This is a genomic window from Stenotrophomonas sp. TD3 (assembly GCF_001939825.1).
Taxonomy (GTDB): domain Bacteria; phylum Pseudomonadota; class Gammaproteobacteria; order Xanthomonadales; family Xanthomonadaceae; genus Stenotrophomonas.
Genome location: NZ_MOYM01000001.1, coordinates 3073503 through 3095125 on the forward strand (window position 1 = coordinate 3073503; position 21623 = coordinate 3095125).

General features: G+C 67.4%; 18 protein-coding genes. 11 read left to right on the forward strand and 7 right to left on the reverse strand.

Annotated elements, in window-relative coordinates:
- Positions 1-43: 43 nt before the first annotated feature.
- A complete protein-coding gene (locus BKE09_RS14345; RefSeq protein ID WP_075676170.1) occupies positions 44-430 on the reverse strand; it encodes a DUF2628 domain-containing protein in 387 nt (128 codons plus the stop codon).
- A gap of 216 nt (positions 431-646) precedes the next feature.
- On the opposite strand from BKE09_RS14345, the gene BKE09_RS23535 reads away from it, so the two are divergent.
- Positions 647-817 (forward strand): hypothetical protein, encoded by a 171-nt coding sequence (locus tag BKE09_RS23535; RefSeq protein ID WP_005419553.1) that lies wholly within the window; start codon positions 647-649, stop codon positions 815-817.
- Between the two features lie 60 nt (positions 818-877).
- Here BKE09_RS23535 and BKE09_RS14350 read toward each other — a convergent pair whose 3' ends face one another.
- On the reverse strand, positions 878-2923 hold the full coding sequence (locus tag BKE09_RS14350; protein ID WP_075676171.1) for a TonB-dependent receptor: 2046 nt from the start codon (positions 2921-2923) through the stop codon (positions 878-880).
- 495 nt (positions 2924-3418) lie between these two features.
- Here BKE09_RS14350 and mdoH point away from each other — a divergent pair, with 495 nt between their 5' ends.
- The 5 genes from mdoH (at position 3419) to hemC (ending at position 9316) form a co-directional block, all read left to right on the forward strand.
- Positions 3419-5344 (forward strand): glucans biosynthesis glucosyltransferase MdoH, encoded by a 1926-nt coding sequence (gene mdoH / locus BKE09_RS14360; protein WP_075676172.1) that lies wholly within the window; start codon positions 3419-3421, stop codon positions 5342-5344.
- A gap of 50 nt (positions 5345-5394) precedes the next feature.
- The gene (locus BKE09_RS14365) at positions 5395-6054 is read left to right on the forward strand and encodes an alpha/beta hydrolase (protein WP_075676173.1); all 660 of its coding nucleotides are present in this window, start codon (positions 5395-5397) and stop codon (positions 6052-6054) included.
- A gap of 3 nt (positions 6055-6057) precedes the next feature.
- A complete protein-coding gene (locus tag BKE09_RS14370) occupies positions 6058-7101 on the forward strand; it encodes a sensor histidine kinase (protein WP_075676174.1) in 1044 nt (347 codons plus the stop codon).
- Between the two features lie 10 nt (positions 7102-7111).
- Complete coding sequence (locus BKE09_RS14375) at positions 7112-7843, forward strand: LytTR family DNA-binding domain-containing protein (RefSeq protein ID WP_049443312.1); 732 nt, start codon at positions 7112-7114, stop codon at positions 7841-7843.
- A gap of 561 nt (positions 7844-8404) precedes the next feature.
- Positions 8405-9316 carry a hydroxymethylbilane synthase gene (hemC, locus tag BKE09_RS14380; RefSeq protein ID WP_075676175.1) on the forward strand — a complete coding sequence of 304 codons (912 nt, stop codon included), beginning with the start codon at positions 8405-8407 and terminating at the stop codon, positions 9314-9316.
- Positions 9317-9432: 116 nt separating this feature from the next.
- Here hemC and BKE09_RS14385 read toward each other — a convergent pair whose 3' ends face one another.
- Together BKE09_RS14385 and BKE09_RS14390 are read right to left on the reverse strand one after the other, a co-directional pair.
- Positions 9433-10209, reverse strand: coding sequence for a DUF481 domain-containing protein (locus tag BKE09_RS14385; protein ID WP_049445907.1), 777 nt, complete (start codon positions 10207-10209; stop codon positions 9433-9435).
- 106 nt (positions 10210-10315) lie between these two features.
- On the reverse strand, positions 10316-10918 hold the full coding sequence (locus BKE09_RS14390) for a hypothetical protein (protein ID WP_075676176.1): 603 nt from the start codon (positions 10916-10918) through the stop codon (positions 10316-10318).
- Between the two features lie 81 nt (positions 10919-10999).
- On the opposite strand from BKE09_RS14390, the gene BKE09_RS14395 reads away from it, so the two are divergent.
- Complete coding sequence (locus BKE09_RS14395) at positions 11000-11971, forward strand: YafY family protein (RefSeq protein ID WP_014038578.1); 972 nt, start codon at positions 11000-11002, stop codon at positions 11969-11971.
- Between the two features lie 26 nt (positions 11972-11997).
- Positions 11998-12792 (forward strand): MetQ/NlpA family ABC transporter substrate-binding protein, encoded by a 795-nt coding sequence (locus BKE09_RS14400; RefSeq protein WP_014038577.1) that lies wholly within the window; start codon positions 11998-12000, stop codon positions 12790-12792.
- Between the two features lie 97 nt (positions 12793-12889).
- On the opposite strand, the gene glpK is transcribed toward BKE09_RS14400, so the two are convergent.
- From glpK to BKE09_RS14415, 3 genes are all read right to left on the reverse strand, one after another.
- Positions 12890-14389 (reverse strand): glycerol kinase GlpK, encoded by a 1500-nt coding sequence (gene glpK / locus BKE09_RS14405; RefSeq protein WP_075676177.1) that lies wholly within the window; start codon positions 14387-14389, stop codon positions 12890-12892.
- 102 nt (positions 14390-14491) lie between these two features.
- The gene (gene glpD, locus BKE09_RS14410; RefSeq protein ID WP_075676178.1) at positions 14492-15979 is read right to left on the reverse strand and encodes a glycerol-3-phosphate dehydrogenase; all 1488 of its coding nucleotides are present in this window, start codon (positions 15977-15979) and stop codon (positions 14492-14494) included.
- A 188-nt stretch (positions 15980-16167) separates the two neighbouring features.
- Positions 16168-16803 (reverse strand): OmpW family outer membrane protein, encoded by a 636-nt coding sequence (locus BKE09_RS14415; RefSeq protein ID WP_014038574.1) that lies wholly within the window; start codon positions 16801-16803, stop codon positions 16168-16170.
- A 186-nt stretch (positions 16804-16989) separates the two neighbouring features.
- Between BKE09_RS14415 and BKE09_RS14420 the strand changes: the two genes are divergently transcribed.
- From BKE09_RS14420 to lpdA, 3 genes are all read left to right on the forward strand, one after another.
- Complete coding sequence (locus BKE09_RS14420) at positions 16990-17505, forward strand: DNA-deoxyinosine glycosylase (protein ID WP_075676179.1); 516 nt, start codon at positions 16990-16992, stop codon at positions 17503-17505.
- A 167-nt stretch (positions 17506-17672) separates the two neighbouring features.
- Positions 17673-19376, forward strand: a complete 1704-nt coding sequence (aceF, locus tag BKE09_RS14425) for a dihydrolipoyllysine-residue acetyltransferase (RefSeq protein WP_075676180.1) — start codon at positions 17673-17675, stop codon at positions 19374-19376.
- Positions 19377-19483: 107 nt separating this feature from the next.
- Positions 19484-21292 (forward strand): dihydrolipoyl dehydrogenase, encoded by a 1809-nt coding sequence (gene lpdA, locus BKE09_RS14430; protein ID WP_075676181.1) that lies wholly within the window; start codon positions 19484-19486, stop codon positions 21290-21292.
- The last annotated feature ends 331 nt before the right edge of the window (positions 21293-21623 follow it).

Consider the following 21623-nt stretch of genomic DNA (forward strand, 5'->3'; position numbering starts at 1 on the left):
GCTCTCGCTGGTGCACCGGACCGCGTCCGGTGACTGCGGTGGCTTAGAACATGCCTTCGAACGGGTTCCAGCTGGCCTTGCCCTTCACCTGCTCCAGGTAGTAGCTGTAGTTGGTGCTGGAGGCGACCAGGAAGTTCATGGCGATGAACAGTGCGCGGGCGATGATCTCCGGCAGGAACAAGGTGACGATGACCAGCACGATGTTGATGCCGATCACCACCAGCGCCTTGCGCCACATGCCCAGGATGAACAGGTAGATGGCGCCGAAGAAGAAGGCGAAGACGTTGATGTTGATCTTCAGGCGGTCGCCGAAGGACAGCGCCTTCCAGGCCTGCTTGAAGCCCGGCTCCTTGGGAGCGCCGTGCTGCTGGAAGAAGTTGAAGCGGAACTGCCACTTCGGGCTGAAGCGGGAGAGGTCGACTGCGTTCATTGACGAATACGTCCTTGTAGGAAAACGTTTACATGATACGGGGCGAACGGTTCAGGAAACCAGCCTCGGGCGTCAAAAATGTGACGGGTGGGGCGGTGTGGCGCTGCGGCCGGGCGCCGCACCGTCACCCGCCCGCCTTGTTTTTAGGATAGGGTGCGCAGTTCCGCTGCCGCCCCGGTTGGACCCGGGCGGCGGCGGGATGTCCATGGAGGTTGCATGACCACACCTGCTACACCGGAAAACGCACCGGGACCGGTGCTCCTGCCGACACCTGAAGTGGTGCAGGCACAACAACTGCTCGCACGCCAGCAACTGGCGGTGGCGATGGACCGTGCACGCACGGCCGCCACGCGGGATGCGGCACCGGCCGCGCTGGAAAGCGAGTAACCCGCAACACCGTCGATCGCGCTGGCATGTCGCCAGCGCGATCACGGCGCGCGCCGTCGGTCAGAACCGCGCGGTCATGCTGAGGAAGTAGCTGCGCCCGGCCACGAAGTAGTCGGTGGAGCCTTCGGCATACAGCTTCTTGTCGGCCAGGTTGCTGACCCCGCCGCGCAGGGTCAGCACCTCGTTGACGTTCCATGCGGCGGTCAGGTCATACAGCGTGTAGGCCTTGAGGAAGGTCGTGGCGGTGCCGGTCTGCTTGCCGGTGTACTGCGCCGACAGGCTGCTGGAGAACAGCGTGTTCGGCGTCCAGTCCAGTGACGAGTAGCCGGAGAATTCCGGCGTATCGATCAGGTTGCGGCCGGTGGTCAGGTTCTTGGCTTCCTTCATCCAGGTGGCCGAGGTGCGCCAGCGCCACTGCTCGCCGAAACGGACATTGAAGTTGCCTTCCATGCCGCTGGTGCGCGCGCGCTGCACGTTGCTCATGCGCGTCCACCAGATGCCGTTGAACCGGCCCAGTGGTGCGTACTCGATCTTGTTCCGGAAGTCGGTGTGGAAATAGGTCACGCCGACATCGATCAGGTCATTGTCGAAGCTGATGCCGATCTCGCGGTTGGTGCTGGTTTCCGGATCCAGGTCCGGGTTGCCGGCCATGTAGCAGCCGCCGCGGGTATAGCCCAGCGGGATCAGCGAGGTGCAGCCGCGGCCGCCGGACTGGGTGGCCGCGGTGGCCGAATTCTCGGTCAGGCTGGGCGCCCGGAAGCCCTTGGAGACGCCACCGCGGATCGTCCACTGTTCGGCCGGATGCCAGACCAGGTACGCACGCGGGCTGACGTGGCCGCCGAACTTCTCATGGTGGTCCAGGCGCGCGCCCACGGTCAGGGCCAGGGTGCGGTGCAGCTTCAGTTCGTCTTCGACGAACAGCGCCCACGTATCCACTTCCAGGTTGGAGCCGCTGACGGCGTTGCCGGCGTAGTCGATCGGCGCGCGGCCGATGGTGTCGGTGTTGGTCAGCTCCTGGCGCTTCCATTGCCCACCCACGGCGAACTGGTGTTCAACGCCCAGGGTGAACGGCGTGGTCAGGCTGCCTTCGATGATCGTGTCGGTGGCCTCGGAGCGGCCGGTGGCACCGATGTCGTTCTTGTATTCGGTCCAGTACGCGCTGAGCTTGGAGGTGCCGAAGCTCCACGTGCCATCGTGGTTGAGCGCCAGCGAGCTGCGCTTGAGCTCACTGGCGCCCCAGGCGCCTTCGTCCTGCTTTTCCAGTGACGCATCGATGAAGGCCTGCTGCACGCCATGGCCGGCTTCCAGCGACAGTTCCTGTGCATCGCTCAGCTTCCACTGCAGCAGCGCATCGACATTGCGGTCCTTCTCGCCGGCGTAGGCATTGCCGTAGACACCGTTATTGGACTGGTCCGAATCACGGCGCATGCTGTTGGCACCGATGCGCAGGCCGAAGCGTTCGCCCAGCGGGCCGGAGAAGGTGGCGCCGATCTGCTGGGTATCGCCGCGCTTGCCATCACCGGGACGGGTGTAGCTGTGGGTGGCGCTGCCATTCCATTCGTCGCCGATGCGCCGGGTAATGATGTTGATCACGCCGCCCATCGCGTCAGAGCCGTACAGCGACGACATCGGGCCGCGCACCACTTCGATGCGTTCGATTTGGTCGGGCGAGATCCAGTTCAGGTCCTGGCGGCCTAGGTCGGGGCGATAGTTGGTCGCGGCCGAGCTGCCCATGCGCTTGCCGTCCACCAGCACCAGCGTGTAGTTGGACGGCATGCCGCGCAGCTTGATCTTGGACTGTTCGCCGACCGCGCTGAGACCGCCGGTCACGCCCGGCACGCGGCTGAGCAGGGTGGCCAGGTCGGGCACCGGTTGGCGCTCGATGTCCTCACGGCTGATCACGCTGATGCTGGCCGGGGCATCCTTGATCCATTGCTGGCTGCCCGAGGCGGTGACCACCACGGTATCCAGGTCCTTGGTGGAGGCATCGGCGCTGGCCTCTGCAGCGGCCAGGCCGGGCAGGGCCAGCAGGCAGGCGGAGGCCAGGGCGTGGGCCAGGCGGGTGCGCGGCAGGCGCGCGGAACGGTAACGGGACGACAGGGACATGACGGCTTCCATGGGAGGTGGGGAGACCCTGTGGAAGCAGCAGGCGCAGGCAGACAGCAGGCAGCCACCCTTCCGTGGGTCGTCGGGCGCGCGGTGTGGACCGGCGCAGCTGGGTGGGTCGCGGCCGTGCGGAAGACGGTGACCTGCCTGGTTAATGAAATGATAACCGTTCGCGTTTGTTACGATCCAGTACCGGGGGCGATGTAATGACATCTGGCCATTCCCCGGCGTGATCGCCTGCTATTTGCTGAATGGGGATAAATCCCGGCGTAGACCTTCGCGCGCGGCTTACATTCGGCGCCCTAGACTGGGCCGCATTTTCGATTCCGCCCCGTTGGAGATCGTGTGGGTTCCGGTAGTGACAGACATCGACTGTGCGGCCTGAGGCCGACACAGCCAGGACAAGTGCGGGCGCCGGGAAAGCGCGCCGGGAACCTTGGTGCATGCAGCCCGGCCGGGATGGCCGGCCGTGCCGACGGCGCGGAGTAGGCGGCGATGGGGGTGCAGACCATCCATGCGGAAGCAGAAACGCCCCGGCTCGATGCCGGCTGGGCGCTGCTGCCCGCTGAATCTCCGTTGCAGATGCCCGAACAGACCCTGCGCGAAGGCGCGCTGAAGGTCCGGCGGCACCGCACGTCGCCGCGCCTGATCGGCCTGCGCCGGCTGTACATCTTCGGTGGCACGCTCGGCATGACCGCCGTAGCCACGCGGATGATGTGGCGGGTGCTGTCGGCCAATGGCATCAGCGTGCTCGAAGCCTGCCTGCTGGTACTGTTCGTTGGCCTGTTTGCCTGGATCGCGCTGTCTTTCGCCAGCGCCCTGGCCGGCTTCCTGACCGCCGTGTTCGACCGTGGCTACCGCCTCGGCATCGACCCGGACAAGCCGCTGCCGACCGTGCACAGCCGCACCGCACTGCTGATGCCGACCTACAACGAAGACCCGCGCCGCCTGCTGGCGGGCCTGCAGGCGATCTACGAGTCGGTGGCGGCCACCGGCCAGCTCGACCGCTTCGATTTCTTCGTGCTCAGCGATACCCGTCGCGAGGACATCGCCGCTGCCGAGGAGCAGGTGTTCGCCGAGCTGCGCGAGCGGGTGCCGGACGGGCAGACCCGCCTGTTCTACCGTCGCCGTGGTGACAACAGCGGGCGCAAGGCCGGCAACATCGCCGACTGGGTCCGCCGCTTCGGCGGTGCCTACCCGCAGATGCTGATCCTCGACGCCGACAGCCTGATGACCGGCGACAGCATCGTGCGCCTGGTGGCCGGCATGGAGCACAACGCCGACGTCGGCCTGATCCAGACCCTGCCGTCGGTGATCGGCGGCCGCACCCTGTTCGCGCGCATGCAGCAGTTCGGGGGCCGCGTGTACGGGCCGGTGATCGCCCGTGGCGTGGCCTGGTGGCATGGCGCCGAGAGCAACTACTGGGGCCACAACGCCATCATCCGCACCCGCGCCTTCGCCGACCACGCCGGCCTGCCGGCGCTGCCGGGTCGCAAGCCGTTCGGCGGCCACGTGCTCAGCCATGACTTCGTCGAAGCGGCGTTGATGCGGCGTGGCGGCTGGGCCGCGCACATGGTGCCCTACCTCGGTGGCAGCTATGAAGAGGGCCCGCCGACCCTGACCGACCTGCTGGTGCGTGACCGTCGCTGGTGCCAGGGCAACCTGCAGCACGGCAAGGTGGTCGGCAGCCGCGGCCTGCACTGGATCAGCCGTACGCACATGCTGATCGGCATCGGCCACTATTTCACCGCGCCGATGTGGGCAATGCTGATGCTGATCGGCATCGCCATCCCGCTGTTCCAGGAGGGCATCGATTTCAACGCCCTGCTGCACCTGTCGCCCAGCGTCTACTGGCGCGCACAGGACGAAGAGCAGGTGGTGCGCCTGTTCGCCGCCACCATGGCGGTGCTGCTGCTGCCCAAGGTGCTCGGCTACCTGGCGATGCTGCTGGACCCGGTCGACCGCCGTGGCTGCGGCGGTGCGATCCGTGCCTTCGTGTCGATGCTGGTGGAAACCGTGTTGGCCGCACTGATGGCGCCGGTGGTGATGTACGTGCAGTCGCGGGGCGTGGCCGAAGTGTTGTCCGGCCGCGATTCCGGCTGGGACGCGCAGCAGCGTGACGACGGTGGGATCTCGTGGCTGGCACTGATCCGCGGCTACGGTGGCCTGGGTGTGTTCGGCGCCTTCATGGGCGTGCTGGCCTGGGCAGTGTCGCCGTCGCTGGCCGCGTGGATGGCGCCGGTGGTGATCGGCATGGTGCTGGCGGTCCCGGTGGTGGCATTGACCTCGCTGCGTGGTCCGGGCGCTTTCCTGCATCGCCTGGGGCTGCTGGACATTCCCGAGGAGAACATCCCGCCGCCGGTGCTGGTACGCGCCGCGCAGCTGCGTCGTGAAGCGGCCGAGCAACCGCCGCTGTACTGAATGCCCCGCGCCAGCGGCATAATGCGGCTCGAACTTGAAGGAGCCGCATCATGCTGCAAACGGTGGAACAGGAAACCGGCGCCTCGCCGCAGTGGTCGGTGATCTGGCTGCACGGCCTCGGCGCCGATGGCCATGATTTCGCGCCGATCGTGCCGGAGCTGGTGAGGCCGCATTGGCCGGCGCTGCGCTTCGTGTTCCCGCACGCACCGGTGCGGCCGATCACGATCAACAACGGCGTGCCGATGCGCGGCTGGTACGACATCGTCGGCATGGACTTCCGTTCGCGCGCCGACATGGCCGGCGTGCAGGAATCGGTGGTGCAGCTGGATGCGCTGATCGCGCGTGAGATCGAGCGCGGCATTCCGGCGGAGAAGATCTTCCTGGCCGGCTTCTCGCAGGGTGGCGCGATCATCCTGACCGCTGCGCTGTCGCGCACCGCGCCGCTGGCCGGCCTGATCGCGCTGTCCACTTACCTGCCCGAAGCTGAAAGCGCCACGCGTGTTGACGGTGCCGTGCAGGTGCCGGTGTTCATGGCCCATGGCAGCAGCGACCCGGTGATTCCGCAGGCGGTGGCCGTACACAGCGCGCAGGCGCTGCAGGCGCTGGGGCTGGAGGTGGAATGGCACAGCTACCCGATGGCCCACCAGGTCTGTGCCGAAGAGATCCAGGCACTGGGTGACTGGCTGCAGGAACGCCTGGGCGCGGGCTGAGCCATGTCCCCGGCCAGCACACCGCCATGGATGCCGGAACTGTGCCGCCTGCCGCGGCTGGCGGCGATGCTGGGCCTGGCCGAGCTGGTGGTGGTGGTGCTGGCCCTGGCCCCGGATGGCAGCCGCCACTGGACCTTCGGCGAACTGCTGTCAGCCAGTGGCTTCGCCTTGTGGCTGGCGTTGGCGGTGACGGCCTGCCTGTGCCTGCTGCGGCAGGCGCTGTCCAGGCTGCCGCAGGTGCTGGGGGCGGTCGCTGCCATCGCACTGGCGACCCTGATCGCGGTGGTCTGTGCCGGCATCGTGCACGCCTTGTACGCGGTGCTGGGTGACAGCTTCGCCAGCGGCATCAGCTTCTGGCGCTTCACCCTTGGGAGTGCAGCAACCACGGCGCTGATCACCGCGCTGGCGCTGCGCTACTTCTATGTCAGCGACCGCTGGGCCGCGCAGGTGCAGGCCAATGCACGCGCCCAGGCCGACGCGCTGCAGGCGCGGATCCGCCCGCACTTCCTGTTCAACAGCATGAACCTGATCGCCAGCCTGCTGCATCGCGATCCCGCGGTGGCCGAACGTGCCGTGCTCGATCTGTCCGATCTGTTCCGTGCTGCGCTCGGTGCAGGCGAGGGTGATTCCACCCTGCGCGACGAATGCGAGCTGGCCGAGCGCTACCTGTCGATCGAATCGCTGCGCCTGGGCGAACGCCTGCAGGTGCGCTGGCAGCGCGACGAGCCGCTGCCATGGGACCTGCCATTGCCGAGGCTGGTACTGCAGCCGCTGGTGGAAAACGCCGTGCTGCACGGCATTTCGCGCCTGCCCGACGGCGGCACCATCGAGCTGCAGCTGCTGTGCGATGGCAACGAGCTGCAGATCCGCGTGCGCAATCCCGCGCCTGATCCGCAGGCGCCCGGGCTGGCCTTGGCGCGGGGGGCTGGCCATGCCCAGCACAGCATCGGCCATCGGCTGGCCTGGCGCTTCGGCAGCGCCGCGCGGATGACGGCTGGCTGGAGCGAAGGCTACTATGCCTGCCAGGTGACAGTGCCGATCCAGTGAGGGAACGATCGTGAGGGTAGTCATCGCCGATGACGAACCACTGGCGCGCGAGCGCCTGCGCAGCCTGTTGGCGGCGCAGGACGGCGTGGACGTGGTGGCCGAGGCCGGCAACGGCGAGCAGGCCCTGCACGCGTGCGCGGAGCTGCAGCCGGACCTGGTCCTGCTGGATATCGCAATGCCCGGACTGGACGGCCTGGAAGCAGCCCGCCACCTGGCCAGCTTCGAACCGCGGCCGGCGGTGGTGTTCTGCACTGCCTACGATGCGCATGCGCTGTCGGCGTTCGAGGCCGCAGCGATCGACTACCTGATGAAGCCGGTGCGCGCAGAGCGCCTGGCCGCCGCGATCGCACGCGCACGCACGTTTCTGGCCGGCCGCGACGGCCAGCCGCAGGAACATGGCGGGCAGCAGGCACGCAGCGTGCTGTGCGCACGCCTGCGCGGCAGCCTGCGGCTGATTCCGCTGGACGACATCCACTACCTGCAGGCCGAAGAGAAGTACGTGGTGGTACACCACGCGCGCGGCGAGGACCTGATCGAGGAATCGCTGAAGTCGCTGGAAGAAGAGTTCGCCAGCCGTTTCATCCGCATCCATCGCAACTGCCTGGTGGCGCGTCACGAGCTGGTGGAACTGCGCCGCGGCTCGGGCGGGCAGGTGCAGGCGGTGCTGCGGCATGGCAGGCAGCCGCTGGAAGTCAGCCGCCGCTGCGTGGCGACGCTGAAGCAGGAACTGCGGCATCTGTGAGTGTTCCACGCGGCCTGCGGCCGCGACTGCTTCGAAATCAACAGCAACAGCAACAGCAACAGCTACAGCTACAGCGGGTCATGGCTCGGTGTTTCTACGTGCTGGGTAAGGCGGGATGGGCGGGCGGGACACGCCGTAAACCCATCCATGGGGGCTCGATGGCGCCATCCATGGCGCCAACGGTCCCGCCCGCCCATCCCGCCTCACCCTCGCGAATCTCCCGGTGACGGACGGCAAAAGCGTTGGTGTTATCGGGTGGGGAGGGAAATGTAGAGTCGAGCCATGCTCGACTCAAAGCGAAGCGACCCGCTGTTGCTCTGCTTTTCTTTTGATCTTCCGTGGCTGACGCGCACGGAAACTGTCAGAGGTCGGGCGGGATGGGCTGCGCAGGGGCGTGAGCCGCATGGATGCGGCGACCGAGCTTACATGGACGTACTTGCAGCGGCCCCTGCGCAGTCCATCCCGCCCGGCCAAGCGCGGCTGTTGCTTTTACGCCCCCCAGCCAGCCACGAGGGGCTCCGCCGTTGGCCGTATCCCGCCGATAGGCGCGATAATGACCGGATGGAAACCGTCCGCATCGCCACCCGCAAGAGCCCGCTCGCCCTCTGGCAGAGCGAACACGTCGCCGACCGCCTGCGCCAGGCTCATCCCGGCCTGCATGTGGAACTGGTGCCGATGAGCACCCGTGGTGACGAGGTGCTGGACCGCTCGCTGGCCGCCATCGGTGGCAAGGGCCTGTTCCTGAAGGAGCTCGAGCTGGCCATGCTGCGCGGTGAGGCCGACTGCGCCGTGCACTCGCTGAAGGATGTGCCGATGGAACTGGACGAACCCTTCGCGCTGCCGGCGATGCTGACCCGCCACGATCCGGCCGATGGTTTCGTCTCCAACCTGTACGCCTCGCTGGATGCGCTGCCGATCGGCGCGCGGGTCGGCACCTCGTCGCTGCGCCGCCAGGCCCAGTTGCGCGCGCTGCGCCCGGATCTGGAATTGCTGGACCTGCGCGGCAACGTCAACACCCGCCTGGCCAAGCTCGACAATGGTGGCTACGACGCCATCGTGCTGGCCGTGGCCGGCCTGGAGCGTCTGGGCCTGGGCGAGCGCATCGTCGCGCGCCTGCAACCGCCGCAGTGGCTGCCGGCACCGGCGCAGGGCGCGGTGGCGGTGGAGTGCGACGGTGGCAATACGCGCCTGATGGCGCTTTTCGCCACGCTTGATGACGCAGCTACGCGCGCCTGCGTGGAAGCCGAGCGGGCGATGAACCGTGCGTTGCATGGCAGCTGCCACGTGCCGGTGGCCGCCATCGCGCAGTGGCAGGGCGACGACCTGCACCTGCAGGGCCTGGTCGGCAGTGCCAGCGATGGTCGTGCGGTGCGCGCCGAGGCGCTGGGCCCGGCCCGGGATCCGGAGGCGCTGGGCCAGCGCGTGGCGAAGATGCTGCTGGATGCCGGTGCCGGCGAACTGCTGAACGTCTGACCCATCGCAGGTAGTGCCGGCCGCTGGCCGGCAACCTCGTGCCCCAGTTGAATGCAGTTGCCGGCCAGCGGCCGGCACTACCGGAAGCAGAACGGGCGCCTCGGCGCCCGTTCTGCTTATTTGAACTTGTAGACCACGTTCATCGTGGTCAGCGTATCGGTCTTGCGCTTGTCCACAGCAACGTCACTGTTGTAACGCGCCTGCCAGCCGGCCTTCAGTGCCAGGTGCTCGTTCATGCTCACCGAGACACCGAAGTCGTTCTGGCCGAAGGTGTTGTACGAACCGGATTCGACCAGCAGCGTGTTGACCAGGTCGGTGTTGTCGGTCAGCGAGTACTTCATGTCGAACAGGCCACGGCCGATCAGGCCGGTGCGGGTGCGGTCGTCCTCGGTGCTGTGGGTGCGGCGCACACCGGGGCCGATCTGCGCGTCGAACGAGAAGCGCTCGGTGTTCCACAGGCGGGTGCCGTAACCCAGACCGAACGAGCTCTGGCGGTCGTAGGTGGCGAAGTCGTCGCGCTCGGTACGCACCGTGGCGGTCAGCTGGCGGTGTTCGCCCAGCTGCAGCGCGCTGCCGGCACTGCCGGTGTAGCGGTTGGCGGTGGTGTTGTTGCGGCGGGTGGTGGTGCCGTCGTCGTTGGTTTCGGTCACCTTGGAGCTGGAACGCAGGCCGAACAGGTCCATGCTGTGCACCCAGTCGCCGTCGGTGTAGCGCAGGCGCAGGCGGCCGTTGAAGCTCTCGGTGCTGCTGTTGCCGCGTGCCGAGGCAAAGCCGAGCTCGCCACCGCTGCCGCTCCACGGCGAGGACATCGCCGCCAGCTCGGAGGCATCCTGTGCGTATGCGAGCGGCGCACACAGCAGCAGGGGGATCAGCAGGGACACGCGCAGGGACATCGAGGCTTCTCCGAAACGGTTAACAGCCGGTGATGATACTGGAAGCGTGATGGCGGTCCGAATCGATCCAATGCGCGCTTCAGCGAACGTTGCCGCGATCGCCTATTCAGGGCAGATCGACACGCAGTGCGGGGTCGTTGAAGCGCGAATAGCGCAGGCGCAGCTGGAAGCTGCGGCCATTGCTGCTGCCGCTGCGCACGATCTGGCGTGGCAGGCCCTGGGCATCCACCCAGTACTCCAGGCGTTCGCCAGGCCGGGCACCACGCAGCCGGTAGTGCCGGGTCTGGACCCCGTCCAGCGTCTGGCTGCCGAGGTCTTCGGCCTTCAGGTCGGCGGGCAGGGCATCGGCCGGCAGCGGGTTGCGCCACTGCTCGAGCAGGCCGGGCGGGGTCGGCACCTGGCGGATCGCGCCGTCGGCCTGCAGGAACATGGTGTCGCCGATGATGGTCTGCGGCCCCGCCGGCGTCTCCACCCGGAAACGATCGGGCGCGACGAAGTCCATGGCGCTGCGCACCGGCTGCGGTGCGCCCAGCACCTCCAGTTCGGCGTGGAAGCTGCGCAGGGCCGCGAAACGCTGGCTGGCGCCCAGCACCGCCTGCGCCGGATCGGCGACGGGTACCGGGGCGCCGGTGCTGGCCGGCGCCGGCGCGCGATCACAGGCGGCCAGCAGCAGGCAGGCCAGCAGGGACAGGGCAGGCAACCGGCGCATCGGGCATTCCATGGGGGTGGGGGCGACCACGATAGCCCAAACGTCCCACACAAGACCCGCGACTCGGACATAATCGGGGGTATGGACCGATACGAACGCATCACCGCCCTGCATCGTCTGCTCAAGTCCGCGCGCTATCCGGTGACGGTGGCGACCCTGCAGGACAAGCTCGGTTGTTCCCGCGCCACCGTCTACCGCGACCTGGCCTTCCTGCGCGATGCGCTGATGGCACCGATCGAGGGCGACGGCGAGGCGGGCTTCCGCTACCAGGCTGACGAGAGCGACCGTTTCGAGCTGCCCGGCCTGTGGCTCAGCTCGGAGGAGCTGCATGCCCTGCTGGCCTCGCAGCACCTGCTGGCGCGGACCGGCGGTGGTGTGCTGTCGTCGGTGCTGGCACCGCTGCAGCAACGCATCGAGAGCCTGCTGGCGGCCCAGGCCGGCGTGTCCAGCTGGCCGGTCGACCGCGTGCGGGTGATTCCGCACCGTGGCCGCAAGTTCGACGAAGGCAGCTTCCGCAGCGTCGCGTCGGCCGTGCTGGAGCGCCGCCAGCTGGCGTTCGAGTACCGCGCCCGTTCCACCGACGAGCCGACCAAGCGCACCGTCTCACCGCAGCGCCTGACCCACTATCGCGACAACTGGTACCTGGATGCCTGGGACCATGACCGCGATGCCCTGCGCAGTTTCGCGGTGGACCGCATCCACAAGGCGCGGGTGGTCGACAGCACCGCGCGCGATGTCGCCGACAGCGAGCTGGACGAGCAGCTCGGCGCCAGCTACGGCATCTTCTCTGGCGCGCCGAAGGGGTGGGCGACCATCCTGTTCAGCGCCAAGGCCGCGCGCTGGGTGGCCGACGAGCACTGGCATTCCAAGCAGCAGGGCCGCTTCCTGGCCGACGGCCGCTATGAGCTGAAGGTGCCGTACAGCGTCTCGCGCGAGCTGCTGATGGATGTGCTGCATTACGGCTCGGATGCCGAGATCGTCGAGCCGATGATGCTGCGCGAGCAGGCCAAGGCGTTGCTTGAGCTGGCCCTGAGCAACTACGAAAAATCCTGACATTCCCCCCGAGAATTCAATCCCCCATGAAGAAGACCCTGTTGCTGCCCCTGCTCGCCGCTGCGCTGGCCCTGACCGCCTGCGGCAAGTCCGGCGAGCCCTCGCAGAAGCTGGTGGTGGCCGCCACGGCCGTGCCGCATGCCGAGATCCTCGAGGTGGTCAAGCCGATCCTCAAGCAGGAAGGCGTGGACCTGGACGTGCGCGTGTTCAATGACTACGTGCAGCCCAACGACCAGCTGGTGCAGAAGCAGGTGGATGCCAACTACTTCCAGACCGAGCCGTACCTGGATGCCTACAACCGTGACCGCAAGACCGACCTGGTGAAGGTGATCGGCGTGCACATCGAGCCGTTCGGTGCGTACTCGCGCAAGGTCAAGTCGCTGGCCGAGCTGCGCGAAGGCGCCGACGTGGTGATCCCGAACGACCCCAGCAACAACAGCCGCGCGCTGATCCTGCTGCACAAGGCCGGCGTGATCGAGCTGAAGGACCCGACCAACGCACTGTCGACCCAGCGCGACATCATCGCCAACCCGAAGAACCTGAAGTTCCGCGAGCTGGACTCGGCGATGCTGCCGCGCGTGCTGGACCAGGTCGATCTGGCCCTGATCAATACCAACTACGCGCTGGACGCCGGCCTCAACCCGACCAAGGATGCGCTGGCGATCGAGAGCAAGGACTCGCCGTACGTGAACTTCCTGGTCGCGCGCCCGGACAACAAGGACGATGCCCGCGTGCAGAAGCTGGCCAAGGCCCTGACCAGCCCGCAGGTGAAGGCCTTCATCGAGACCAAGTACAAGGGCGCGGTGCTGCCGGCGTTCTGACGGCCACTGGCCATGTGGTAGTGCCGGCCACTGGCCGGCAATCTCCAGGCGCGCCCCCAGACATCATGGGGTTGCCGGCCAGCGGCCGGCACTACCCTCAGTCGACGTGGAAGGCGAGGGTGGCGGCCACCGCCTGCTGCCATCCCGCATACAGCTTCTCGCGCCGCGCCACCTCCATCTGTGGCTCGAAGCGCCGGTCCAGGCCCCACTGCGCGGCGATCTGTTCGCGGCTGGTCCAGAACCCCACCGCCAGGCCGGCCAGGTAGGCCGCACCCAGCGCGGTGGTCTCGGTCAGTCGCGGCCGCAGCAGCGGCACACCGAGGATGTCGGCCTGGAAACCGGCCAGGAAGTCGTTGCCGATCGCACCGCCATCGGCGCGCAGCTCGGTCAGCGCGATACCGGCATCGGACTGCATTGCATCGAGCACGTCGCGGGTCTGGTAGGCCATCGCTTCCAGCGCAGCGCGCACGAAGTGCGCCTTGCGGGTGCCGCGGGTCAACCCGAACATCGCACCGCGTACGTCGCTGCGCCAATAGGGCGCGCCGAGGCCGACAAATGCCGGTACCAGGTAGGCACCGCCACTGTCGGGCACCTGCGCGGCCAGTGCCTGGCTGTCGCTGGCGCGTTCGATCATACGTAGTCCATCGCGAAGCCATTGCACCACCGAGCCGGCGATGAAGATCGAGCCCTCCAGCGCGTACTCCACGCGCCCGTCCAGGCCCCAGGCAATGGTGGTCAGCAGGCCGTTGCGCGACCGCACCGCCTGCGCGCCGGTGTGCATCAGCATGAAGCAACCGGTGCCATAGGTGTTCTTGACCATGCCCGGCTGGAAGCAGGCCTGGCCGAACAGCGCTGCCTGCTGGTCACCGGCGATGCCAGCGATCGGGATCGGGTGGTCGAAGAAGAACTGCGGCCGGGTATGCGCGTATACCGCGCTGGAGTCACGCACCTGCGGCAGCATCGCGCGTGGGATGTCGAGCAGGGCCAGCAGCTCGTCATCCCAGTCCAGCGTGTGGATGTTGAACAGCAGCGTGCGCGCCGCGTTGCTGTAGTCGGTCACATGCGCCTGGCCACCGCTCAGGTTCCACACCAGCCAGCTGTCGATGGTGCCGAACAGCAGCTCGCCACGTTCGGCGCGCTGCTGTGCACCTTCCACGTGGTCGAGGATCCAGCGCACCTTGGTCGCGGAGAAATAGGCGTCGATCAGCAGGCCGGTCCGCTCGCGGATCAGCGCTTCATGCCCATCGGACTTCAGCCGCTCGCAGATGGCGTGGCTCTGCCGCGATTGCCAGACGATGGCGTTGTGGATCGGCTGGCCGGTGGCACGGTCCCAGACCACGGTGGTTTCGCGCTGGTTGGTGATGCCCAGCGCGGCGATATGGCGCGGGTCGATCTGCCCACGGCTGAGCAGTTCGGTCAATGTGGCATAGACGCTGGTAAGGATCTCGCGCGCGTCATGCTCGACCCAGCCGGGGTGCGGGAAGATCTGCGCGAACTCGCGTTGCGCGCTGCCGACGATGTCGCCGGCACGATCGAACAGGATCGCGCGCGAACTGGTGGTGCCCTGGTCGATGGCCAGCACGTAGCGGGGCGTCATGCAGCGTCTCCGGTAGAGCAGTCAGGGTAACTTACCTTTCTCTCAGTAGAGCCGAGCCATGCTCGGCTGCATTTGCACGACGCAGCCGAGCATGGCTCGGCTCTACAGAGTGGAGTGTTCGATCCACGCCTGCAGCCGTGCCACCTGTGCAGCATCCAGCCGCAACCCCAGCTTGCTCCGGCGCCACAGGATATCGTCGCTGTCGCACGCCCACTCGCGTTCGCGCAGGAAGTCCACTTCGCGCGCATGCAGGCCGCCGCCAAAGTCATCGCCCAGATCGTGCAGGCCCTGTACACCCTGCAGCAGTTCCGCGCTGCGACTGCCATAGGCCCCGGCCCAGCGTCGCGCGATACCTGCGGGCAACCACGGTGCCAGCGCCAGCAGGTGCGAGCCTGCCTGTGCGGCGTCGCCCCAGTCGCTGCCCGGCAGCGGGGCTCCGCGCGCCGTCCAGGCTGGTCCCATCTGTGGCAGGGCAGGGCGCAGCAGCTCCAGTGCCTCCTCGGCCAGCACCCGGTAGGTGGTCAGCTTGCCGCCCAGTACATGCAACGCCGGCGCCGGGTCCGCCTGCACCTGCAGGCGGTAGTCGCGGCTCAGCTTCGCTGCGCGTGGATCCGGGTCAGCCAGCAATGGACGGACACCGGCGAACGCCCAGACCACCTCCTCGGGGGCGATGGGGTCACGCAGGTAGCGATTGGCCGCTTCGCACAGGTAGGTCACCTCGGAAGGCAGCACGCTGCAGCGCGCCGGGTCACCGCGATAGTCGGTATCGGTGGTACCCACCAGCAGGTGGTCGTGGGCGAAGGGCAGCAGGAACACCACGCGTCCGTCGGGCTGCTGCAGCAGGCAGGCGCTGTCATCGGGCCAGGGCCGGCGCAGCACGATGTGGCTGCCCTGCACCAGGCGCAGCGCGGGGCCGCCGCTGCGCGCCTGCATCCGTTCCAGCAGGCCCCCGGCCCACGGGCCCGCCGCGTTGACCACGGCGCGGGCATTCACGGGGTGCGGCTGGCCATCGGCGGATTCCAGAACGGCCCGCCACCGGCCCTGCACGGGGTGCAGGTCGGTGCAGCGACTGCGCACCCGCACCTGTGCGCCCCGCTGCGCGGCATCCAGGGCGTTGAGCAGTACCAGTCGCGCGTCATCGACCTGTGCATCGGCGTAGCTGAAGGCCTGCCGCAGCGTCGGGGAGAGCCACTGGCCGAGCGGATCGCGTTGCAGCTCCAGTGCGCGTGACGCGGGAAAGGCGGGGCCGCGCCGGCCCAGATGGTCGTACAGCCACAGCCCCACGCGCAGCATCCAGCGCGGGCGCAGGTGCGGTTCCCACGGCAGCACGAAGCGCAGCGGATGGACCAGATGGGGCGCCTGCCGGCGGACCACCTCACGTTCGCCCAGCGCCTTGCGCACCAGGCCGAACTCGCCCTGTTCCAGGTAGCGCAGGCCGCCGTGGATCAGTTTGCTGCTGGCACTGGAGGTGTGCGCGGCCAGGTCGTGCTGTTCGCACAGCATCACGCGCAGGCCACGGCCACTGGCGTCACGGGCGATGCCGGCGCCATTGATGCCGCCACCGATCACCAGCAGGTCGACGTCGTCCATCGTGTCTCCGCGTCCCGTGTCTGTGTAGAGCCGAGCCCATGCTCGGCTGCCTTTTCAAAAGTCGAGCATGGCTCGACTCTACAAAAAGCAGTCGGGCATGGCTCGACTCTACAGAACGCAGGTGACGGAAACGACGACGGGCCCCGAAGGGCCCGTCGCGTTGCATCAGTGAAGCGGTGCTGCCTGGATCAGAAGCGGGCGCCGATGCCGAAGCCGACGGTCCACGGATCCATCTTGGCTTCGCCGATCTTCTCGCCGCCAACCTTGATGTCCGGGCGGGCGCGCATGTAGCGGGCATCAGCACGGGCGAACCAGGTGGAGTTGATGTTCATGTCGACGCCGACGGTGCCGATCACGCCCTTGGCATCCTTGAAGCGGATGTCGGTGTCAGCGCCGTTGCCCAGCTTCTCGTTGCTGAAGCTCGACTGGTAGTAGCCGACGCCCACGAACGGACGGAACACGTTGTCAGCCTGGCCGAAGTGGTACTGGCCGCTCAGCGCGACCGGCTGCTGCTCGACCGAGCCCAGGCGGGCGTTGTTCGGGCCCTTGAACTTGTTGTCGAACTTGTCGGCAGCGCCCCACAGCTCAACGGCCCAGTTGTCGTTGATGTAGTAGCTGAAGCTGACGGTCGGCGCCGGGCCACCGTCGGTCTTCTTCACGCCGGTGATCGGGTCGTTCTTCGGCTGCAGCAGCGAGATGCCGCCAACAACGGCAAAATGCTTGCCCGAAGCGGTATCGGTGGTGCTGCTGTCCTGTGCGAAAGCGGCCGGTGCGAAGGCGGCGGAGGTCAGCAGGGCGAGACTCAGGATACGGATGGAGCGCATGGGGGTATCTCCTAATGTTTCTTGTTTTGGGCCCCCGGTTGCGGGGCGAGCACACCGTAGTCGCCCCAACATGAATCGAATCCGACGCACGTTAAAAAATAGTTTTCCTTGTTCAGCGACGGGTGCGGAATGCCTGTATTCATGGGGTTTTTGGCCGTCGCTGACATTCATGCAGTTGGAGAAGATGTGAGCACAGCAACGTTGTGCATTGGCCTGCAAGCGCAGGTGAACGTGGCATGCCGGGTACTGCTGCTGGGCTCGATGCCAGGCGTGGCATCCCTGCAGGAGCAGCGCTACTACGCGCATCCGCGCAACCGCTTCTGGCCGCTGATGGCCGATATCTGCGGTTTCGACGCGGGTCTGCCCTATGCGCAACGGCTGCAGGCGTTGAACGCCGCGGGCATCGGCCTGTGGGATGTGATCGGGCGCTGCGAGCGGCGCGGCAGCCTGGATGCCGACATCGTGCGTGGCACGGAAGTGGCCAATGCACTGCCGGAACTGATCGCCACGCTGCCTGAGCTGACGCTGATCGGCTGCAATGGTGGTGCGTCACTGCAGGCATTCCAGCGCTGGGTGCTGCCACGGCTGGAGGCTCCACCGAAGGTGGTCGCACTGCCGTCGACCAGCCCGGCCAATGCGGCGTGGTCGTTGCCGCGCCTGCGCCAGGCCTGGCAGCCGGTGGCCGACGCGCGGGCGACATGAAGCGGACATCGTCCGGACAATACGCTACCGACTGGTCGCAGCCGCGACCCATGGGCAACAGCCTGTCCCGGCTGCGTGCGTACTGAAAACACCTGTAACGGTTGGCGCTGGACCCCGCTGGCCGCACAATAGACGTTTCCCTACACCAGATTGCCGGAGTTATCCCCATGGCCGAAATCAAGGAAGCACTTGTCCCCGATATCGGTGACTACAGCGATATCCCGGTAATCGAGGTGCTTGTCGCCGTCGGCGACACGGTCAAGAAGGACCAGGGCCTGGTGACGCTGGAAAGCGACAAGGCGACCATGGAAGTGCCGTCCTCGGTGGCTGGCGTGGTCAAGGAGCTCAAGGTCAAGGTGGGCGACAGCCTGTCCGAAGGCAAGGTCGTGGCCCTGATCGAAGTGGCCGAAGGCGAAGCCGAAGCTGCCAAGCCGGCCGCTGCCGCACCGGCACCGGCCAAGGCCGCTGCACCGGCTGCCGCCACCCAGAGCGCGCCGGCCCCGGCCGCAGCTGCGCCGGCCGCCCCGGCTGCCAGCGGTGGCGCGGTTGAAGCGCTGGTGCCGGACATCGGCGACTACGCCGGCATTCCGGTCATCGAAGTGCTGGTCGCCGTGGGCGACACGGTCAAGAAGGACCAGGGCCTGGTCACGCTGGAAAGCGACAAGGCGACCATGGAAGTGCCGTCCTCGGTGGCAGGCGTGGTCAAGGAGATCAAGGTCAAGGTCGGCGACAACCTGTCGCAGGGCAACGTGGTTGCCATCATCGAAGCCGAGGGCGCTGCCGCGCCAGCACCGGCCAAGGCCGCTGCGCCGGCCCCGGCGGTTGCAGCCCAGGCCCCGCAGGCCGCTGCTCCGGTTGCCGCCGCCGCTCCGGTTGCTGCCGCGCCGTCGGCCGGTACTCCGGCCAGCCCACCGGTGCAGTTCAATGCCGATGGCGTGCTGCCGGCCAAGGTGCCGTACGCCACCCCGGCGGTGCGCGTGTTCGCCCGCGAGCTGGGCGTGGACCTGTTGCAGATCAACGGCACCGAGAAGGGTGGCCGCATCACCAAGGGTGACGTGCAGAAGTTCGTCAAGGCCGCGCTCAGCGGTGGCGTGCCGGCAGCTGCCGGTGGCGCCGTCGCCGCCGGTGGTGGCCTGAACCTGCTGCCGTGGCCGAAGGTCGACTTCAGCAAGTTCGGCGAAACCGAAGTCCAGCCGCTGTCGCGCATCAAGAAGATCTCGGGCGCGAACCTGGCCCGCAACTGGGCCATGATCCCGCACGTCACCCAGTTCGAGCAGGCCGACATCACCGACCTGGAAGGCCTGCGCGTGGCGCTGAACAAGGAGAACGAGAAGGCCGGCATCAAGCTGACCATGCTCGCCTTCCTGATCAAGGCCAGCGCCGCGGCGCTGAAGAAGTTCCCGGAATTCAACGCCTCGCTCGATGCCAGCGGTGAAAACCTGACCCTGAAGAAGTACTTCCACATCGGCTTCGCCGCCGACACGCCGAACGGCCTGGTCGTGCCGGTCATCCGCGACGTGGACAAGAAGGGCGTGGTGCAGATCGCGCAGGAAACCGGCGAACTGGCCAAGAAGGCACGCGACGGCAAGCTGGGGCCGGCCGACATGAGTGGCGGCTGCTTCTCGATCAGCTCGCTGGGCGGCATTGGCGGCACCGCGTTCACCCCGATCGTCAGCGCACCGGAAGTAGCCATCCTCGGCGTCTCCAAGTCGTCCATCCAGCCGGTCTGGAACGGCAAGGAATTCGCACCGAAGCTGATGCTGCCGCTGTCGCTGAGCTACGACCACCGCGTCATCGACGGCGCCCTGGCCGCACGCTTCACCACGTACCTGTCGCAGGTACTGGCCGACATGCGCCGCGTGCTGCTGTAAGGCACCGCTTCGCCCCCACCGTGCGGCCGCAGCCCCTGGCGCGGCCGCGTGAACAGATGCAGTGACAGCCCACCGGCACCGCCGGGCGGGCACGAGGAAAACCCACCATGGCCACGATTGAAGTCAAGGTTCCCGACATCGGCGATTACAGCGATGTGCCGGTGATCGAAGTGTTGGTCGCCGTCGGCGATACGGTGAAGAAGGATCAGGGTCTGGTGACCCTGGAGTCGGACAAGGCCACCCTGGAAGTGCCGTCCTCGGCCGCCGGTGTGGTCAAGGAAATCAAGGTCAAGCTGGGCGACACCCTGTCCGAAGGCGCCGTGGTCGTGGTGCTGGACGCTGAAGGCGCCTCCGAAGCCCCGGCCAAGGCCGCCGCGCCGGCTCCGGCCGCGGCCGCCCCGGCCAGCAAGCCGCCGGTGACCCCGTCGCACCGCGCCCCGGCCGAACCGGCTGCGCCGAAGCCGGCGCTGTCCAGTGGCAAGCCGGCCGACATCGAATGCGAGATGGTCGTGCTGGGCTCCGGCCCGGGCGGCTACACCGCCGCCTTCCGCGCCGCCGACGTCGGCCTGGATACGGTGCTGGTCGAGCGCTACGCCAGCCTCGGCGGCGTCTGCCTCAATGTCGGCTGCATTCCGTCCAAGGCGCTGCTGCACGCCGCCGCGGTGATCGACGAAGTGGCCCACGCCGGTGATTTCGGCGTCGAGTTCGGCAAGCCGACCATCACCCTGGACAAGCTGCGCGAGTACAAGGAAAAGGTCGTCAACCAGCTGACCAAGGGCCTGGCCGGCATGGCCAAGCAGCGCAAGGTCCGCAGCGTGCAGGGCGTCGGCAGGTTTGTTTCGGCCAACGAGCTGGAAATCACCGCCGCTGACGGCAGCACCCAGCTGCTGCGCTTCCAGAAGTGCATCATCGCCGCCGGTTCGCAGGCGGTGAAGCTGCCGAACTTCCCGTGGGACGACAAGCGCGTGATGGATTCCACCGACGCGCTGGAGCTGGCCGAAGTGCCGGGCTCGCTGCTGGTCGTCGGTGGCGGCATCATCGGCCTGGAAATGGCCACCGTGTACGGTGCGCTGGGCAGCAAGGTCACCGTGGTCGAGTTCATGGACCAGCTGATGCCGGGCGCCGACAAGGACCTGGTCAAGCCGCTGGCCGACCGCCTGAAGAAGCAGGGCATCGACGTGCACCTGAAGACCAAGGCCTCGGGCGTCACCGCCGATGCCAAGGGCATCACCGTGACCTTCGAAGCCGCCGAGGAAGGCCAGGCGCCCGCGCTGGCGCAGGGCACCTTCGACCGTGTGCTGGTGGCCGTGGGCCGCTCGCCGAACGGCAGGAAGATCGATGCCGAAAAGGCCGGTGTGCAGGTCACCGACCGTGGCTTCATCCCGGTCGATCGCCAGATGCGTACCAACGTGCCGCACATCTTTGCCATCGGCGATATCGTCGGCAACCCGATGCTGGCCCACAAGGCCACGCACGAGGGCAAGCTGGCGGCTGAAGTGGCGGCCGGCCACAAGAAGGAATGGGTGGCCCGCGTGATTCCGTCGGTGGCCTACACCAACCCGGAAATCGCCTGGGTTGGCGTGACCGAGACCGAAGCCAAGACCAAGGGCCTGAAGGTCGGGGTGGCCAAGTTCCCGTGGGCTGCCAGCGGCCGCGCGATCGGCATCGGTCGCACCGAGGGCTTCACCAAGCTGATCTTCGACGAAGAGACCCACCGCATCATCGGTGGTGCGATCGTCGGCGTGCATGCCGGCGACCTGCTGGCCGAGATCGGCCTGGCGATCGAAATGGGCGCGGAAGCCGAGGACATCGGCCACACCATCCACGCTCACCCGACGCTGAGCGAATCGGTGGCGATGGCCTCGGAAATCTACGACGGCACGATCACCGATCTGTACATGCCGAAGAAGAAGTAAGGCGCCCACGCCGTTCCGAACGAAAAGCCCTGGCCTCTGCCGGGGCTTTTTTTCTTCGATCAGTGCTGCGGCGAAGGGTGGGGCCGCTGCGCGGGTGGCAGGCATTTCGACAAATGTCCCCCGTCGCCCGCCTGTGGCGGTCGCCTCCTCCTTTACTTTGTCCAAACGCCTGCCGCCCGCGCAGCGGCTCGGCTTGCGGACAGTCGAGAGCCACTGCCTGGGCCGCGTGGACGCCTGACACGCGGAGGGAGCGGGGGCTGTGTGCGAAGTAAAGGAGGAGGCGTCGGCCGCAGGCCGGCGCCGGGGGACATTCGCACGCAGTCCCCGCTCC

What these genes read in the sequence shown, in the direction of transcription:
- BKE09_RS14345 (WP_075676170.1), bottom strand. Translation starts at nt 430, where the DNA reads ATGAACGCAGTCGACCTCTCCCGCTTCAGCCCGAAGTGGCAGTTCCGC.
- BKE09_RS23535 (WP_005419553.1), top strand. Translation starts at nt 647, where the DNA reads ATGACCACACCTGCTACACCGGAAAACGCACCGGGACCGGTGCTCCTG.
- BKE09_RS14350 (WP_075676171.1), bottom strand. Translation starts at nt 2,923, where the DNA reads ATGTCCCTGTCGTCCCGTTACCGTTCCGCGCGCCTGCCGCGCACCCGC.
- mdoH (WP_075676172.1), top strand. Translation starts at nt 3,419, where the DNA reads ATGGGGGTGCAGACCATCCATGCGGAAGCAGAAACGCCCCGGCTCGAT.
- BKE09_RS14365 (WP_075676173.1), top strand. Translation starts at nt 5,395, where the DNA reads ATGCTGCAAACGGTGGAACAGGAAACCGGCGCCTCGCCGCAGTGGTCG.
- BKE09_RS14370 (WP_075676174.1), top strand. Translation starts at nt 6,058, where the DNA reads ATGTCCCCGGCCAGCACACCGCCATGGATGCCGGAACTGTGCCGCCTG.
- hemC (WP_075676175.1), top strand. Translation starts at nt 8,405, where the DNA reads ATGGAAACCGTCCGCATCGCCACCCGCAAGAGCCCGCTCGCCCTCTGG.
- BKE09_RS14385 (WP_049445907.1), bottom strand. Translation starts at nt 10,209, where the DNA reads ATGTCCCTGCGCGTGTCCCTGCTGATCCCCCTGCTGCTGTGTGCGCCG.
- BKE09_RS14390 (WP_075676176.1), bottom strand. Translation starts at nt 10,918, where the DNA reads ATGCGCCGGTTGCCTGCCCTGTCCCTGCTGGCCTGCCTGCTGCTGGCC.
- BKE09_RS14395 (WP_014038578.1), top strand. Translation starts at nt 11,000, where the DNA reads ATGGACCGATACGAACGCATCACCGCCCTGCATCGTCTGCTCAAGTCC.
- BKE09_RS14400 (WP_014038577.1), top strand. Translation starts at nt 11,998, where the DNA reads ATGAAGAAGACCCTGTTGCTGCCCCTGCTCGCCGCTGCGCTGGCCCTG.
- glpK (WP_075676177.1), bottom strand. Translation starts at nt 14,389, where the DNA reads ATGACGCCCCGCTACGTGCTGGCCATCGACCAGGGCACCACCAGTTCG.
- glpD (WP_075676178.1), bottom strand. Translation starts at nt 15,979, where the DNA reads ATGGACGACGTCGACCTGCTGGTGATCGGTGGCGGCATCAATGGCGCC.
- BKE09_RS14415 (WP_014038574.1), bottom strand. Translation starts at nt 16,803, where the DNA reads ATGCGCTCCATCCGTATCCTGAGTCTCGCCCTGCTGACCTCCGCCGCC.
- aceF (WP_075676180.1), top strand. Translation starts at nt 17,673, where the DNA reads ATGGCCGAAATCAAGGAAGCACTTGTCCCCGATATCGGTGACTACAGC.
- lpdA (WP_075676181.1), top strand. Translation starts at nt 19,484, where the DNA reads ATGGCCACGATTGAAGTCAAGGTTCCCGACATCGGCGATTACAGCGAT.